Origin of the sequence: Pseudoalteromonas sp. NJ631 (assembly GCF_000276645.1) — a bacterium.
GTDB classification, from domain to species: domain Bacteria; phylum Pseudomonadota; class Gammaproteobacteria; order Enterobacterales; family Alteromonadaceae; genus Pseudoalteromonas; species Pseudoalteromonas piscicida.
On record NZ_AKXJ01000002.1, the window covers coordinates 98,657 to 114,591 of the forward strand.

General features: G+C 41.6%; 18 protein-coding genes and 1 pseudogene. 15 read left to right on the forward strand and 4 right to left on the reverse strand.

What is annotated here, in order from left to right; translation table 11 throughout:
- The first annotated feature begins 319 nt into the window (after nt 1-319).
- The 3 genes from A587_RS0104940 to A587_RS0104950 all read left to right on the forward strand — a co-directional run bounded on the left by A587_RS0104940 (nt 320) and on the right by A587_RS0104950 (nt 1,897).
- A complete protein-coding gene (locus A587_RS0104940; RefSeq protein WP_017216657.1) occupies nt 320-1,018 on the forward strand; it encodes a hypothetical protein in 699 nt (232 codons plus the stop codon).
- Between the two features lie 313 nt (nt 1,019-1,331).
- Nucleotides 1,332-1,613 (forward strand): type II toxin-antitoxin system Phd/YefM family antitoxin, encoded by a 282-nt coding sequence (locus A587_RS0104945; protein WP_017216658.1) that lies wholly within the window; start codon nt 1,332-1,334, stop codon nt 1,611-1,613.
- On the forward strand, nt 1,610-1,897 hold the full coding sequence (locus tag A587_RS0104950) for a type II toxin-antitoxin system RelE/ParE family toxin (protein WP_017216659.1): 288 nt from the start codon (nt 1,610-1,612) through the stop codon (nt 1,895-1,897). The genes A587_RS0104945 and A587_RS0104950 overlap by 4 nt, the downstream gene beginning before the upstream one ends.
- Nucleotides 1,898-2,340: 443 nt before the next feature.
- Here A587_RS0104950 and A587_RS0104955 read toward each other — a convergent pair whose 3' ends face one another.
- Nucleotides 2,341-3,312, reverse strand: coding sequence for a hypothetical protein (locus tag A587_RS0104955; protein ID WP_017216660.1), 972 nt, complete (start codon nt 3,310-3,312; stop codon nt 2,341-2,343).
- 401 nt (nt 3,313-3,713) lie between these two features.
- On the opposite strand from A587_RS0104955, the gene A587_RS0104960 reads away from it, so the two are divergent.
- From A587_RS0104960 to A587_RS0104980, 5 genes are all read left to right on the forward strand, one after another.
- Nucleotides 3,714-4,166 carry a hypothetical protein gene (locus A587_RS0104960; protein ID WP_017216661.1) on the forward strand — a complete coding sequence of 151 codons (453 nt, stop codon included), beginning with the start codon at nt 3,714-3,716 and terminating at the stop codon, nt 4,164-4,166.
- A 114-nt stretch (nt 4,167-4,280) separates the two neighbouring features.
- A complete protein-coding gene (locus A587_RS0104965; RefSeq protein WP_017216662.1) occupies nt 4,281-5,573 on the forward strand; it encodes an AAA family ATPase in 1,293 nt (430 codons plus the stop codon).
- Nucleotides 5,574-5,593: 20 nt separating this feature from the next.
- The gene (locus A587_RS0104970) at nt 5,594-6,100 is read left to right on the forward strand and encodes a hypothetical protein (protein WP_157234626.1); all 507 of its coding nucleotides are present in this window, start codon (nt 5,594-5,596) and stop codon (nt 6,098-6,100) included.
- Nucleotides 6,101-6,172: 72 nt separating this feature from the next.
- Entirely contained in the window at nt 6,173-6,925 is a 753-nt protein-coding gene (locus A587_RS0104975) for a hypothetical protein (RefSeq protein WP_017216664.1), read from the forward strand.
- Nucleotides 6,926-7,049: 124 nt separating this feature from the next.
- Nucleotides 7,050-7,601, forward strand: a complete 552-nt coding sequence (locus A587_RS0104980; protein WP_017216665.1) for a HEPN domain-containing protein — start codon at nt 7,050-7,052, stop codon at nt 7,599-7,601.
- Between the two features lie 370 nt (nt 7,602-7,971).
- On the opposite strand, the pseudogene A587_RS25240 reads toward A587_RS0104980, so the two are convergent.
- Nucleotides 7,972-8,067 (reverse strand): annotated as a pseudogene (locus A587_RS25240) (transposase); the annotation flags it as partial.
- Between the two features lie 122 nt (nt 8,068-8,189).
- On the opposite strand from A587_RS25240, the gene A587_RS0104990 reads away from it, so the two are divergent.
- The 6 genes from A587_RS0104990 to A587_RS0105015 are packed head-to-tail and all read left to right on the forward strand — an operon-like array spanning nt 8,190 to nt 13,464.
- Complete coding sequence (locus A587_RS0104990; protein WP_017216667.1) at nt 8,190-9,224, forward strand: sensor histidine kinase; 1,035 nt, start codon at nt 8,190-8,192, stop codon at nt 9,222-9,224.
- Nucleotides 9,224-9,925, forward strand: coding sequence for a response regulator (locus A587_RS0104995; RefSeq protein ID WP_010373790.1), 702 nt, complete (start codon nt 9,224-9,226; stop codon nt 9,923-9,925). Before A587_RS0104990 ends, A587_RS0104995 begins: the two co-directional genes overlap by 1 nt.
- A gap of 20 nt (nt 9,926-9,945) precedes the next feature.
- A complete protein-coding gene (locus A587_RS0105000) occupies nt 9,946-10,602 on the forward strand; it encodes a potassium channel family protein (protein WP_017216668.1) in 657 nt (218 codons plus the stop codon).
- A complete protein-coding gene (locus A587_RS0105005) occupies nt 10,602-11,972 on the forward strand; it encodes a TrkH family potassium uptake protein (RefSeq protein WP_026000881.1) in 1,371 nt (456 codons plus the stop codon). The genes A587_RS0105000 and A587_RS0105005 overlap by 1 nt, the downstream gene beginning before the upstream one ends.
- 20 nt (nt 11,973-11,992) lie before the next feature.
- The gene (locus A587_RS0105010; protein ID WP_232288017.1) at nt 11,993-13,024 is read left to right on the forward strand and encodes a S66 family peptidase; all 1,032 of its coding nucleotides are present in this window, start codon (nt 11,993-11,995) and stop codon (nt 13,022-13,024) included.
- Nucleotides 13,021-13,464, forward strand: a complete 444-nt coding sequence (locus A587_RS0105015; RefSeq protein ID WP_017216671.1) for a GNAT family N-acetyltransferase — start codon at nt 13,021-13,023, stop codon at nt 13,462-13,464. Before A587_RS0105010 ends, A587_RS0105015 begins: the two co-directional genes overlap by 4 nt.
- A gap of 9 nt (nt 13,465-13,473) precedes the next feature.
- Here A587_RS0105015 and A587_RS0105020 read toward each other — a convergent pair whose 3' ends face one another.
- Nucleotides 13,474-14,418 carry a bile acid:sodium symporter family protein gene (locus A587_RS0105020; RefSeq protein ID WP_017216672.1) on the reverse strand — a complete coding sequence of 315 codons (945 nt, stop codon included), beginning with the start codon at nt 14,416-14,418 and terminating at the stop codon, nt 13,474-13,476.
- Nucleotides 14,419-14,677: 259 nt separating this feature from the next.
- Between A587_RS0105020 and A587_RS0105025 the strand changes: the two genes are divergently transcribed.
- A complete protein-coding gene (locus A587_RS0105025; protein ID WP_017216673.1) occupies nt 14,678-15,040 on the forward strand; it encodes a DUF6176 family protein in 363 nt (120 codons plus the stop codon).
- 10 nt (nt 15,041-15,050) lie between these two features.
- On the opposite strand, the gene A587_RS0105030 is transcribed toward A587_RS0105025, so the two are convergent.
- Entirely contained in the window at nt 15,051-15,896 is an 846-nt protein-coding gene (locus A587_RS0105030) for an EamA family transporter (RefSeq protein WP_017216674.1), read from the reverse strand.
- Between the last annotated feature and the right edge of the window lie 39 nt (nt 15,897-15,935).

A 15,935-nucleotide genomic window follows, 5' to 3' on the forward strand; every position in this document is an offset into this window, starting at 1 on the left:
ATTGGGTGGTTGATATTTATACAGCAAGGTTTATACCAAATTCCGCTTTCGTTGCTATTGCGGCGTTTCTTTTTTAAGTACGGGCTTTGCAATTTGTTCAGCAGTAGACTTGTTGCCATTTAGCCTTCAAATAGGGCAACCTAACGTACCTAAGCGGCAATGAATTGCCCATGAAGCTGTACGAGTTATTTAAGAAAATGAAATATTTCCGTGTTCAGTGGCTATTGATATCAATTCATCGGCTGATTGTTGAAAATATTTATTTGGAATAATGCTTGCAAAGGTCTAGCACCGAGATTGTTTTTTTTAGACTTGCCCAATGCCAACGTTTTTAACTGGACATCAAGTAGCGCTCATAGAGCCTACTGCACTGAACTTTTCACCTGTAGAGCGAGAGAAATTAGTAATCCCGAGCGCTCATAATCAGCTTACAGTAAATGACAATCACCATACTGCTGGTGGGGGACGTGCTCACACCTTTAAACAAAACTTTATGAATGCCATGAGCAATGGCTCGTCTAGCGAAACGTCGCAACATGACAAAAGTGAAGCGTTACTGCAGTTCCAATTTGCGGATCACGAAGTTCTATTCGATCTTACAAGCATCGCCTCTCATGATGAGGCTGCTTACGAAAAGCTCCGAGCGTTGCTGGCTGATATGATGACAGGGCCTGTAAAGGTTGATATCAGCAGTAAAGATCAAGCGCAGCAATTACTGTTTAAAAATTTAGAGCTAGATTTCTTAGCGTACAAGGAGCTCTCTGAGCGGCTGGAAATGTTGGCAAAGCTTGACCATGAAACTGAAAGTCAAAAAGCATTGGTGCAGCAAGATAGAGATCGCATTCGTGCGGTAATTGCAAGTTTACATGCACGTCTAGAAAAGGGCCAAGAGGCGTTACTTGGCGGAACAACATTAAAAGCGTTGGATGTAAATCGCAAAGATTTTGAGCTTGAATTAGATAGCCTATTTACCAGTGTTGGCTTTGATTCGGATATGCCAGTAACTGGCGCGACTTGATTGCCGTGATCATTATTGTTTGCTGGGATCTGCACTTTTTACTAGGTATAAAATGTAGTAGCCCATACCCGAATCTCACCGTTTAAAAAGAACGGGGCTAGACTTTACCTGACATGCGTTTTTAGCGAACAAAAGACGGTCGTCAACGTTACTTTTGTTCCACAAAGCGCACGTTCTATTAAGCTAACCCACTAAAAGCGAAGGCTAACACCGTGTGGGAGTCATTATGTCTATAACACAGAATCAACTCCTTGCTCAAAACGGTTAGTTGAACTATTATTTGTACGTTATTTTGTACCAATTGGAGTTCAATATGAGTCGTATTCATTTCGATCAAGATATTCAGCCGTTATCTGAATTTCGCTCAGGTGTGGCTTCTTACATCAAACAAATCAATGAGACTCGCCGTCCATTGGTCATTACACAACGTGGTAAAGGTGTAGCTGTTGTTCTCGATGTTGCAGAGTATGAAGCAATGCAAGAGAAAATCGAATTACTTGAAGAAATGCGCACAGCTGAAGCTCAATTAGCTTCAGGGCTTGGTGTTTCCAATGAAGATGCTCGTGCTCAAGCACTGGGGCGCATTAAGAAATGAAAGTAGTTTGGTCTCCATTAGCGCTTCAGAAGCTAGGCGATGCAACGGAATTTATTTCTTTGGATAATCCACCTGCGGCAGAAAAGTGGGTAAACGAAGTTTTTGACAAAACTGAACTACTTGGAAGTATGCCTGAAATGGGGCGTTTTGTTCCTGAAATGCCCAATACTAACTATCGTGAAATCATTTATGGTCACTATCGTATTATCTATAGCTTAAGCCATGAGATTCGCGTACTAACAGTTCGTAATTGTCGTCAAATGTTGTCAGAAGATGACGTGTAAAACTGTTTTATAATCGAGTAGCCGAGGGTATCTAGCCCCCACAACACCCTGCATACGGGTCCGCACAGGGCGTTTCATCTAACAGATTACCCAGTTGAGTAATGCACTTTTATCCATCCGTCTCTGAGTGAATATAGTCCCTCATTTTTCAGATAATTTAAGCTTAAAGCCTATTGAATACTGGGGGGGAACTGCGCCAAGACCCTTTACTTGTGAGGAAAATAAGGGAAAATAAGTGACATCCACCACTATTGATATTCAAGCTGGGGAAGTGAAGTAAAAAAGTATGTAAACACTCCAATAATTTTGGTCAAAAACGTTCATTAGATAGGCCAATTTTTAGCGCACAAGCGTATTTCTGCACTAAAACTGGGTCATCGAGCACGACAACGCGCTGTAAATACAGCAGTAAGAAAATTCTAGAATTGAGAATGTGAGTTTTACTAAGCCAGCAAGCGCTCGCAGTTTGTGAGGTTTGCCCGTCGTCGTTTTTGCAGTGTTTCGCAGTAAGCGGTTATTGTTCGCTCTCGGCCAACCGCGCCGTGAAATACCCGTGAAAATTGCGTGGTGAGTTTTATCCAATTCTCCGGTTCGATATTTAAACGAGTAAGAATGGGTTGAGACTCAAAGATATAGCCTCGCTTGTCGGCTCGAATGCACTGGCCTGTGAGTTCAACCAATTCGATATAGGATTTGAGCTCGAAAGGCAGTCCTTTCGGCATATGTTTTCTTGGGCTGCCAGCAAAGCGTAGTAGGCTTTTTGGCTGTTTACCTAATTTCGCATGGTCAATTCGCTTTTTGATGCTGGTGTAGTCTGAGGTTTCAGGCGTTGCGGCGATTTTGGCTCTAATAGGGTTTAGGTCTACATATGCTAAACACGCAACCAATGCTGCCTCATCCAGTAATGCTTGGGATTTGAATCGTCCTTCCCAAAATCTGCCTGTACAATTATCTTCTTTATTTGCTCGGCGGGCGATGTCTTCGTTAAGCACCCGCATAAACCAACTAATATCTGCGAGCCTTTCTCTGTACTCATCAACCAGCTCGTCGAATATCAATTGCTCCGATTCATTGAGAGCCTCACCTTCAATAAACTTTTGGCTTATCCAATTACCTTTAAACAGTTTGTGCCATCGTATGACAATCGCTTCATCCGACAGGCGCTCAGCCTTTCTATCATCAACATATAAAACAATGTGAGTGTGATTACTCATCACGGCATAAGCACAGATATCAATACAAAACACAGACCCCAACATCAGGAGCTTTTCTTCAACCCAATCACGGCGGTGTTCGTATGATTTGCCAGTAAATTTATCTTCACCACACAGAAAAGCACGCCTTACGCAACGGGAGATACAGTGGTAGTATTTGGTGTCGGTTAAACTGATTTGTCTTTTACGGGCAGTTGCCATAGTTTGGTTTCCTCAATCCTTTGAGTGCAGAATTAAAGCGTAGGCGGAATCTTAGGAAGGTGCAAATTAGTAGTGGGTGTCAGCGATTTATGCGTTATTAGTTAACCTGCTTAATTGCTCAGGCTAGCGGCCTTTGTACGCGTAAAAAATATAATTGCTTATTAAGGTAAATTTAGGTGTAATGAATACATAATGAGCGCTGAGCAATGCAGGGAAAGCTTACATAACACTAGCTAAACAGATTACACTAGCTAGGAAAGTGAGAGCCTCTAAAAAGCAAATTCCTATAGCATAAACAACACCAACTCTGTCACACCGAGCAGGTAGCAGCTCAGTCCAACAAGCGATTATGCAACACAAACTGCGTGTCGCATAAATACTAAAGTGTTAGGTGTTACAAGGTGAAGTCCGAGTTAGACGAAATCCCGTTTTATTATTTATTCTTAGATTCTGTTGAATCACATGATGGACAATTGACTATAACTTTAAGTCAAGCTGCGCTTTCGACTCAAAAAGAAGATTTAGAGATCGTTGAAGGAAGTAAAATCTCAAATTTACGAGCTATCGAAGTTCAAGATAAATCTCTCGGCTATTTTATCCAATTTGACGATGCACTTTATTATCAAGTCATAGGCGAAAGCGCTAATGATTTTAGCAAAGATGAAATCGCTGAAAACGGTAATATTATTACTTTTAAAAACTCTTCTTTACTTAATTACCTAAAAGAAAGTACATTTTTGTTTAACGTTACACCACAAGATGATCAAATCGTTCATTATTGTGTTCAAACTGCCGATGATTGGGTTCATGTACTTTCTAGAGAAAAACCAGCTATCATGCATCGTAACACCTAACAAGGCAATTATGCGTGGGACGTCTAAAGCTTGGCTAGCGCTCATTCTTCGCTAATTTTAGCTAAGCTTAATACGCCCCATATTGCGGCGTTAACTCTCTTAAAGGAGTAAGAATTGAAATTAATTTATTTGGATAACTATCGTGGGTTTAGCAATGAATTTATTCCGCTAAATTCAGTAAATTTCTTAGTTGGTGAGAACAGTACTGGAAAAACATCATTTTTATCTTCTTTAAAAGTGCTTGGCTCTCCTCGCTTTTGGTTTAGGCCTTCTTTTGATGACCCAGATCTTCACTTTTCATCGTTTTCTGAAATTGTTAGCAAGAAGTCTCTGAATAAAAAATATTTCACTGTTGGGTTTTATGATTCAAAGAGTGATAGTGAAGACGAAAAGGCAAATCTTAGGCTTATAACGTTTAAAAATGAAGAAGGTATCCCTGCAGTCTATAAATATAGTTTTTTAAGCCCAATCGGGCTTATATCAACGATTATTTCAGATAGCTCTCTGCGCTATAAAGTACAGGATATTGATGAGAATGACGTTGAATCATTGATTGATTATTGTATGGAAGAACATTTAGAAAGCCGACCAAAAGGATATAAGAAATTTTCAAAAGAAGGGTTTCCTAGACAGCTTTTCTTTGCAAATGCTTATCAATTTATAGTTGCCGATATGGCAGGAAAGGACTTACTGAAAGACAAGAAGAAGATCAGTTTCGAAATTGAAGTGAATGCACCTGAATGTCGTTGGATAGCTCCTATTAGAGCAAAGCCCGAGAAAATCTATACAAGCCAATCATCAGATTACTCTGCAGAAGGCAGTCATATCCCTGTAATTTTAAACAAAATACTAGGTAAAACTACCGAAAAGAATGACTCTAAAATGTTAAAAGCTATAAATGAGTTCGGTAAGAATAGCGGACTTTTTGATGCTGTTCGTGTGAAGCGATTTGGTAAAGAGGCGTCCTCACCATTCCAAGTGAATGTTGACTTGGGAGGTAGCGAGCTTCTAGTTTCTAATGTTGGTTATGGTGTTTCACAGGTATTGCCAATTGTTCTTGAGTCTCGCAGGAGAGCTGGGGCTAGCTACATTTCGATACAACAGCCGGAAGTTCACTTACATCCCAAAGCCCAAGCATCACTTGGAGATTTTATCTATGAATCGAAAAAGCTGACAGGCAACAATTTCGTTATTGAAACGCACAGTGATTACCTAATTGATCGATTTAGGTTGCGCACAAATAAAGAAGAATGCTTGGATGCTCAGGTACTGTTCTTCTCAAGAGGTGAGTCAGGCAATAAAGTATACAGTATTAAAATAAATCCAGATGGCAGCTACCCCGATGACCAGCCAAGTCAATTTAGAGAGTTTTTCCTAAATGAAGAGCTAGAGTTGATGAGGTTGTAAATATGTGTTTGGTTATTGATATGAATACTATTCCAACAGTATTTAACCCTGATTTGGATAATCATGAAAAATATAAGCCAGTTCTTGATTGGGTTATAAGTGGTAAAGGTAAAATGGTATGTGGTGGCTCTAAGTACTGGGAAGAATTCAAGCTAATAGGTAAATATATTCGTTTTTTTAATCAACTAAATAAAGCAGGAAAGGTTGTTAAGGTTGATGATGAAGCTGTTGATAAAAAAATGGAAGAATTAATGGGGCTTTGCAACGATGCTGACTTTGATGACCCCCATATAGTGGCACTTTTGATTGTCTCTGGCTGCAAAGTTATAAGTAGCGAAGATGCCCGCTCTTACCCTTACATAAAAAGAAAGGAGTGGTATCCAAAAGGACAGTATGTTCCTAAAATATATAAATCCTCATCCTTTAATAGTGCCTCATCGATTTTATGTGATGGGAATTTAGCTGATGTATGCTTGCCCTGTTTAAAGCTAAAAAAATCTGTTGCAGGTGACTTAATGCCGAGTTAACAAGTCAAAGCACTCGGACGCAGCAAAGCTGCGCTGGTGTTTGAAGCGTTAGGCCTTTTTATGGGGATATCTATGGAAAATGAATTTATTACTCTTGGTATTTGCCAAGAAAAATCTCGTCGCAAGTGTTTTAATCATTCCACGAAAAGCCTCGCAGAACTGAACAAGATTTTTGTCGAAGTATTCCATGTTGTGAGTGATACCTTGCATCCTATATGGAATAATTTCGAACTGATGACTACAACTGATTGGGATGGACCTGGCTATTTGATTTTAAATGGTTCTGGTAAACCTGGTGTTGATAATAGAGAAAAGTTTGAATCTATATTATCCATTTTTGCTCTAGGGCTGAGTCCTGTTAAAAAACTGATATTTGAAGGAGCGTATGTGCAATCATGTACTTTGTTGCGCTCAAATATAGAAATAATGGTTCAGCTTAAAAAAATTCTAGAAGATAAGTATGTAGAAAAGCAAACACCAAGGATTTCCAACTTAGATGAAAAGATGCGGAGAATTTACAGTGAATTGACGGGATTAGCTCATCTTTCGGATAGTAAATTTTTATCAAGCATCACTAAAGGGAGTTATTATTCTGGAGAGGCGTTGTTGACACCGCTACTAAGAGTCCTTACTCCCCAGTTCAATGAGGGATTAAGCAAGGCTTTATTTTCAATACATGTAGTGTGTTCTATAGAAATAATTTTATTGATTGACGAGTATTTAAATACCAATATTCCTGATAAGGCGATCAAAAGAAGTGTCGTAGAACGTTTGAAGGATCAAAGCGTAACAATATGGGATCAACATCTGAGTGACAAGGCCTAACAAAAGAATCAAGGTGATGCATTACACTCGGCAATTTTGGTGTGGAGTTCGGTGCGCTTGGTAAGCATACCGTTTGCACACCTTATTCTAGGTGTTAGCCGCCATTGCATTCAGCAGGTTTTAAATGAAAGTTGATTTAAGAAAGTCTCCGTTACAAATGTTTAGCCGCCAGTTAGTGAGGTTAAAGTACGTACAGCATATTCAAAATGATTTGAACATCGAAACAACACGCAAGTTTGACAGCAAAATTAGATATCTAAACCAAACTTACGTGTTTCATTTGGTTGCGTATTGGCAAGATTTTGTTGAGTCTCTCGTGCGTCGAAAATTTACGGACATCAAGTCCTATAGCGGGGCTTATCCTTTAGACGATTTACTTGCTCAGAATGTTGAAAATAAACTGAAAAGGTTTAACACTCCCAATACAAAAAATATTGACCAATTACTTAAAGATACTTTCGGATTAACGAAAGTTACGACTTGTTGGGATACTGAAGATTTTTCACGTGTTCAAGCAAAGGAAAGGCTTGATGGAATCTTATTATCTCGGCATCAAATTGCGCATAGAGGACTTACTTCAAGAGAATTAAGCTATGAATCGAACTTTGAAGACATGGAGTTCATTTTTGAGTTAGCTACTCTTCTTCAAAAAGCAGTTGATGATCATGCAGTTTAATAGTGTCGGCTAACAAATAGCTTGAAAGCGGATAAAATTGGAAACAATACAGACACCCAAAATTATCTATTCACCATAGTTACGGCAGCTTCGACTTAGAGTTACAAAAAAGTGTTCATCACTCATATCAAAAGTGTTTCTAAAATAAGCGAGTTATTAGCGTTTACGTATTTCTCGACGTCAAAATCAGCTTATCGCGCACGGCATGGGGGAGGCTACGGCTAGCGCAGCTTGAGGAGTTATTGCTAAAGCCTTTATTTGGTCCAGCCAGCAAACGTTCACAATTGCTAGGTTTGTGCGCCGTCGTTTTTTGAGTGTTTTACAATAAATGGTCAGTACTCGCTCTCGGCCATTCTTCAATGAATTTCTAAGTTATCCAGTTGCTTTTGAACAGCTTGTGCCAGCGTATCACAATGGCTTTATCAGATATGCGCTTAGCCTTTTTATCATCAACATGCAAAAACAAACTTGATAGATAAACAGGCTCTTGTGCTAAATAGCCTAAAGCTAAGTAAATTTTACGCAAATTATACGGCAACGGAATTTCGACAAGGATAGAATAAAGACATAGCGCAAGTTGGAGTCACTATGTTTTCCGAGAATGGATTTATTGCCAAGAACGAGTATCTCGTTAGTTTTCTGGTTTTGCTGTTAACCAGCGCCTTTGCTGTTGCCTTAGACTCGCTGTTGCATTCGGCGATCAGTGTATTGTTGGTATTGCAGTTGGGGGTTGTTGTTGTTTCGCTCATCGCAAAACGTTGGATGGCGCTGGGAGTGGCGATTGTTAGCAGTCTAGTGTTCAACTTTTTTATCACAGAGCCCAGATACACGCTTCATATGAATAACACCGAGGACGTGGTCAATTTAGTGGTATTTATCGTGGTGGCATTAGCTACCAGCTATTTATCGAGCTATATCAAAGAGCAAAAGCAGCAGCTTTTAGTTGCTAATGTACGCTCCAATATCTTGTTGTCGGTTTCTCATGATCTACGTACACCGCTCGCTGCGGTGATGGGCGCGCTCGAAACGCTAGAAACCTATCGTGATAAGTTAGACCAAGACGAGCAAAATGAGCTGTTGGGGTCGGCACGATCAGAAAGCCACCGTTTGTTTCGCTATATCGAAAATATTTTGCAAGCCACCAAGTTACAGCATCAAGGGGATGAGCTTTCGCTTTTGAAGCAACCTACGTCTATTGATGTCTTGATCGATAACGTGATTTTGCGGCTAGGCGCGCCATGCGTCTCGAGAATGCCACAGAATATGAGTCCAATTCTCACGATACAAGCTGCACTCATTGAACAAGCCCTGTTTAACTTAATTGAAAATGCAGTCACCTTTAGTCCCGATGGAGAGCGGGTTGAGATTTCCTTAGGAGAAACGCAGCAAGCGTTGTTGATATTTATTCAGGATAACGGCCCAGGGATCCCCGTTGCTCGGCAAAAGGAAGTCTTTACCGCCTTTAGCTCGTTTCGACAAAGCGCCAGCAAAGACGGTGGCAGTGGCTTAGGGCTGAGTGTGGCGAGAGGTATCATTCGTGCGCACGGCGGAGATATTCGCATTTTACCGACGACGCAAGGCTGCACAATGGAAGTTAGTTTGCCAAAAGAGGAGGCGCATTGATGACTCACACCATTTTATTGATTGACGATGAAGAAGAGATCCGTCGTTTTATCCGCTTAGCATTAAAAGCTGAAGGGCTGAATTATGTGGAAGCCAGCACCGGAAAGGAAGCCATGTCGGTGTTAAAAGGTGAGCTGCCAGACTTGGTAATCTTAGATCTTGGGCTACCAGATTTTGATGGATATAGCATTTTGAAGAAGATCCGAGAAACCAGCAAGCTACCTGTATTGATCTTAACTGCACGAGATCAAGAGGCTGAGAAGATTAAACTGCTGGAGGGCGGCGCAAACGACTACCTGACGAAGCCTTTTAGCATCAAAGAGCTGGTGGTCCGTGTCAAAGTGCTATTACGAGATTTAGTACCGAACAAACGCTTGCTCGCCATTGACTACGGCAAGTTGATGATAGATCTACAAAAGCATCAAGTCATTATGGATAACGCACCATTAGCACTATCGAAAAAGGAATTTGCACTACTTAGTATGCTTGCACAAAGAGCACAAGAATTAGTCAGTCAGCAAACCTTATTAAAGCAAATTTGGGGCGAAAGCCATGTGGAAGATAGTCACTATTTACGGATTGTGGTCAGCCAGTTACGTAAGAAACTCAGTGATGATGCTGCTACACCAAAAATCATAGAAACTGAGCCCGGGGTTGGTTATCGGTTTTTACTTTTACCGCTCAATAAGCATTTCTCATAACGGAGTATATAGAGGTTGTTATGGCACAATTTGTAGTAATTGGTTTAGGTCGATTTGGTTTTGCGGCTTGTTTGGAATTAAAGCGGCTTGGAAACAAAGTGATAGGAGTAGATAGTCGCGAACGTGTGGTGAACCAAGTTGTTGAGCATATTGATTATGCCACCTCTTTGGATGCGACCGATGAAACGGCATTACGTCAACTAGATATTACGAGAAGCAAAGCAGTGCTGGTCGCCATTGGTGAAAACCTAGAAGCGAGCATTTTATGTGTACTTTCGCTAAAGAACTTAGGCGTTGAGCAAATTTGGGTAAAGGCCAGCTCAGAAGCGCATCACACAATTTTATCTCGTTTAGGCGTAACACGTGTGATCCACCCAGAAGAAGAAATGGGGATCAAGGTTGCACAAACACTGAATTACCCTATGGTCAATCAATATATGCAGTTGGGGCACGGCTTTTACATGGTGGAAGTCATCGTGAATAAATTAAGCTGCGGGCAATCTTTGGCAACGCTATTAAAGCGTGCAAAGGGCGAAATCAAGGCTGTGTTAGTGCAGCGCGGCAAAGCGTGTTATAGCAATCCGGCAGAGTCATTTTTGATCAACGAAGATGATAAAGTGATCCTCAACGGTCAGTTAAAAGCGTTAAATTCTATCGCGCAAAAACTGGGGGCGTAATGAAAACATGGAGTCCCCACTATTACCCCTATCCAAATAGCAAGCCCAAAGCCCACAAAAAGCCGCTGAGGTTAAGCCCCCCAGCAGTTCTGTTTATAGGGTTTTGCGGGCTGATAGCTTTAGGTACTATGTTGCTGTTGCTACCGATAGCACACACCCAAGACATCAAAGTGATGCAAGCGTTATTTACTGCAACTTCCGCGGTAACGGTGACAGGACTTGCCGTATTGAGTACGCCAAATGATTTTACGACCTTTGGCCATCTCGTTATTGCCAGTCTTATTCAAATCGGTGGACTTGGTTTTATGACCATTACGGTTGTGGTGCTGCGGGGGATGGGGCAGCAAATGGACATTAGTAAACAACTAATCGTAAAAGAAAGCTTTGGTATTGCTCGATTTGATCAGTTGGTTGATACAGCCAAATGCGTGTTAGTTTATGCGCTGATCATCGAATCTATAGGGTTTACCATTTTGCTTGCCCATTGGTATCAAACGCTACCGCTTGGTGATGCGATAATGCAAAGCTTCTTCTACACTATTTCGGCTTTTAACAATGCCGGATTTGCATTGCATGATGACAGCCTAACCAGTTTTCGTGGTGATTGGGTCGTTAATCTTGTGATATCGGTGTTATTTGTGATTGGCGGACTTGGATTTGTGGTGTTGATGGATATAGTGAAAAGACGCCGTTGGAGCCGTTTTGGATCTGCCACTAAGTTAGTGTTGATTGCAACCGCGGTGTTAAATTTGCTGGCATTTAGCTTATTTTGGCTTTTTGAAGCACATAACCCAGAGACCCTTGGAAACTTGCCATTGTCCGAGCAAGTTATCACTGCCTGGATGCAAGCGGTGACGCCACGTACAGCGGGATTTAACAGTATCGACTTTGCGCTGGTGAATGACGAAAGTACCGTGCTGACCATTTGGTTAATGATAATAGGGGGCGGCTCTATGAGTACCGCCAGTGGTCTTAAAATAACCACAGTAGTGGTGCTATTAATGGCAACTTACGCTTATCTGAGACGCAGAGAGCAGGTCGCTATCGGACACAGACAGATCTCGCCTGAAACGGTGTTTAAGGCGCTTAGCCTCACCGTGGTGTACTTTTTTACCGTGATGCTCGCAACCCTTATTTTGACGATCACCGAGCAGGCAAATTTAACGGATATCACGTTTGAGGCGGTGTCGGCATTAGGCACGGTTGGCTTATCTCGAGGGATCACCGGCTCATTGTCTGAACCCGGTGAAGCGGTAATCATCTTTTTAATGCTGATTGGGCGCTTGGGGCCGTTAACCTTTCTATACTTGATCGCTCGCCCGAAACGGGAGAATTTAAAGTATGCAAAAGCGGAAATTCAGGTAGGATAAGCAAAAAAATAACGGAAATCATGATGAAGTATCCCAAACCGTTGAAAGCGGGCAGTAAAATTGCGGTCACGGCATTCTCAGCGGGCGTACCTGCTGCTATGCACGCGAGATTAGACAACGCTTTGGATTATCTCGCGCAACAAGGTTTTGAACTCGTGGTTGGTGAATGCCTGCGAGATAACCACAACTACGTTAGCGCAGATGTCAAAACCCGTGCTAATGAACTTATGGGATACTTACTCGATGACACAATAGACGCGATTATGCCGCCATGGGGCGGTGCAATTGCAATGGACTTGCTGACATTGCTTAATTGGGAAAAGTTGGCGCATGCGCAGCCAAAATGGCTCATCGGTTTCTCTGATGTCAGCACTTTACTGAGCGCAGTGACTTGCAAACTAGGCTGGGCAAGTGTGCATGCAACTAACCTTATGCAATTAAATGTCCATCAACAAGACGCGTTAACGGTTGGACTTTTTAACCATTTGAGGCGTGCGCCTAATGACTTTTTTACGCAATTTCCCTCCACTCATTTTGAAGCTGAGCCACTCAATTTTGTTGACTTTCCCGATGCTGGATTTAACTTATCCGCGAGCACTCAATGGCGTATTTTGGCCAATGGCAATCACCGGCAGCAGTTTGCTGGTCGATTATTAGGCGGCTGTTTGGATATTCACATGTTATTGGCTGGTACGGAATATTTTGATCTGGACGCTTTTTCACAGGCGCACCCTGATGAGTCGATTATCTTATATTTTGAAAATGGCGAAATGCCGCCAGCGGCATACTATCGTGCGCTGCAAAGTATTAAATTACGAGGTTGGTTTTCGAAAGTCGCTGGAGTTTTGATTGGTCGAAATCCAGAGCCGCTAGCAAAAGATAGCGACTGGACGCACGTAGATGCATTGCAAAACGTCTTTACTGGTTGCGATTTCCCTGTCCTATACGATGTGGATATAGGCCATCAAGCGCCGAATTTAACGCTGATTAACGGCGCTTATGCCGAAGTGACTGTTGGCGATACCTTTTCAATTACACAGACATTAATATGAATCTAGAATATAAAGTCGGCTCGATAGATGACCTCCTTGCGATAGAAAACCAAATTCCGGAGTTTGCCACGCCAAGAAAGGGTGAGGAAGTCGCAGACAAACTGCGAGATAAACAACATTTATTGCTGGTGGCGTACGCGCAAGGCAAACCCGTTGGGTATAAGCTAGGTCACGAACTGCCAAACAACGAGTTTTATAGCTGGTTAGGCGCGGTCATCCCCGAATATCGCGGCAAAGGTATTGCCAAGCAGTTGTTGGTGATGCAAGAAACTTGGTGTAAAGCGCAAGGCTATAGCGCCATTAGAGTAAAGTCGAGAAACCTATTCAAAAACATGCTATTGATGTTAATAAGCCGCGATTACCAGATTGTAAAATGTGAACAAATCCACGGCTCATCAGATTGCAAAATTCACTTTTATAAGCAATTACCAAAAGCCTAACATTTGATGTTAGGCTTTATTGTTATCAGATGAGCTGGTGGCGCTTCGTCGCCATATTCCCGCTAATATCGAGCCACTGACATTATGCCAAATAGAAAATAGGGTACCTGCTACGGCCGCCGCAGGAGTAAAAAACTTCATGGCAAGCGCAACAGCAAGCCCCGAGTTTTGCATGCCCACCTCAAAGGCCATGGTGCGACATACTTTTTCGTCAAAACCGAGCCGTTTTGGAATGAAATAGCCTAAAAGTAGCCCTGCGGTATTGTGCAGGATCACTGCAACCAGCATAACGAGCCCGATGCTTTCAAGTTTAGGTTGATTAAGAGCAACGATCACCGCAATGATAAAAACGATTGAAAGCATTGAAAGTAAAGGCAGTATCGGAGTTGTTTTGATAACAGAATGCGCCAGAGGCTTGGCAAGCAAGGTATTGAAAGCAACGCCCACAGCCACAGGAAATAGCACAATTTTTAGCAGGCTTATCAACATATCAGAAAACTGAATATCAACCACCTGGCCTATCATCAATGTGGTTAGTAGTGGCGTTAAGAACACGCCGAGTAAAGTACTAATCGCGGTCATAGAAATCGATAACGCGACATCTCCTTTGGCGAGATAACACAAAACGTTACTTGCTGTGCCGCCAGCAACCGTGCCCACTAAAATCATACCAATTAATAGGTCGTTTTCTAAGCTCATTGTGGTTGCAATCAAGTAGGCAACACTTGGCATCACTGTAAATTGAAGCAGCACGCTAATGCACATGGCTTTTTTGTTGTCGAGCACGCGTAAAAAGTCTTTTGTAGTGAGGGTTAAACCCATTGTCAGCATGATAAACATTAATAACGGAATAATACTGCCTTTAAACGCGCTAAATAGAGTCGGAAAAAGATAAGCGGTTACTGAGCAAATAATGGCCCAAAGAGGGAATAGTTGTACGATTCTTGTCATCATATTTTTTACTTTATTTTTCTCTAGATATTAACGAAATTTTCGTCAAACACCTAACTCCAGAGATCTGGCTCATGGGCGTTAATGGTTATCTTAAGCAAAACAGCTTGTTACATTTTACTAATTTTATAGTTGGGCCCGTTTGAGGGAATTAGGTATAGTCGTTACTACGAAAATGATAAGTAGAAAATAGGAATAAAAAATGAAGGAAGGTATGCTCAGTACCAAAATGGTTAAAGGTTGGAGGAGTTAATCTTATTCCATGGAAACAAAACTGCTAAAGATAAAATTAAACTTGAATGCTCGTCCTCAAGTGGATGAATTACTTGCTTATATGCAGGACAATATTGCGTTTCCGAGAGAAGAGATGCGACAGAAAGGCTACTTTTGGGATTCCGTATTTTTTACTGAAGAAGGCGGAAGTGAGTATCTCTATATCGTAGTAAAGTCTGAAGACTTTAGCTGTATTATGATGGATGAATCTGAGCTAATTTGTACACCTTTTCGTGAAGTGTATGAGCGCTTTAGAAAAACATGTTGGTCAACAGAGCCATATCAAGATATTGAAGCCTTGGCGTGTTTCAATTCACAAATGGAGTTTGACTCTGTCGAATCCGGTAAATAAGTCAAAGCGGCTATACTTTTACACCGCTTTTACTATAGAGCAATGCCGCAAAAATAATGACACTGCCAATACCAAGGCGAACGAGGTCAGCTTCTCGGTTCCAAATCAGCAAATTGACAATGATCCCAGCTGGGATCAGCACATTGTTCATTACCGCGAGCTCACCCACCGAGACGTGGGTCAGTCCTAAGTTCCAGACGTAATATCCTACACCTGAAGCAATCAAGCCTAAATAAATCAGTATTCCCCATTGTAGATTAGTACTTGGGAGTTGCTGGGGATTGCCGAATAACATAAACCCAATGGCGAGCACGAGGGACGCACCAATAAAGAAAAAACCGAAGCTTTGATGGTGTACCAACTGGTACTGGTTACTTAAGCGTTTGTAACTTACTTGACCTATGGCAAAGCAAAGGTTTGCGCCTTGTACCAGCAGTAAGCCAAAAAGGTAGTCGCTGGTAAGCTCAGTAAACCTGATAGTGATTGCACCAACAATAGCAATGAGTGCAGACAGCAAAAAGGTGGCATTAAATGAGCGGTTTAGTAAGTCATTGAGTGCAGTAATATAGATGGGTGTCATCACAGTGAATAGCAACACTTCAGGTACGCTTAGGTATAAAAAAGAATGATAGTAAAAGCCATACATCAGACCAATCTGCACTGCACCGATTGCCATCAGCTTGATTATCAACTCTTTATTTACCGAGTTCAATTTCAAAAATGGAATAAACACAATTGCTGCAAGCAAGGTTCTAGACAAAGCGCTAAACCAAGCATCGACTTGGCCTGCCAAATAGACTCCAATCAAAGAGAACGAGAACGCCCAAAGTAAAGTAACAATCCAAAGTAATGGCATAGACAATTTGTTGTAGTTTTTAATCTCGCGATTGTATCA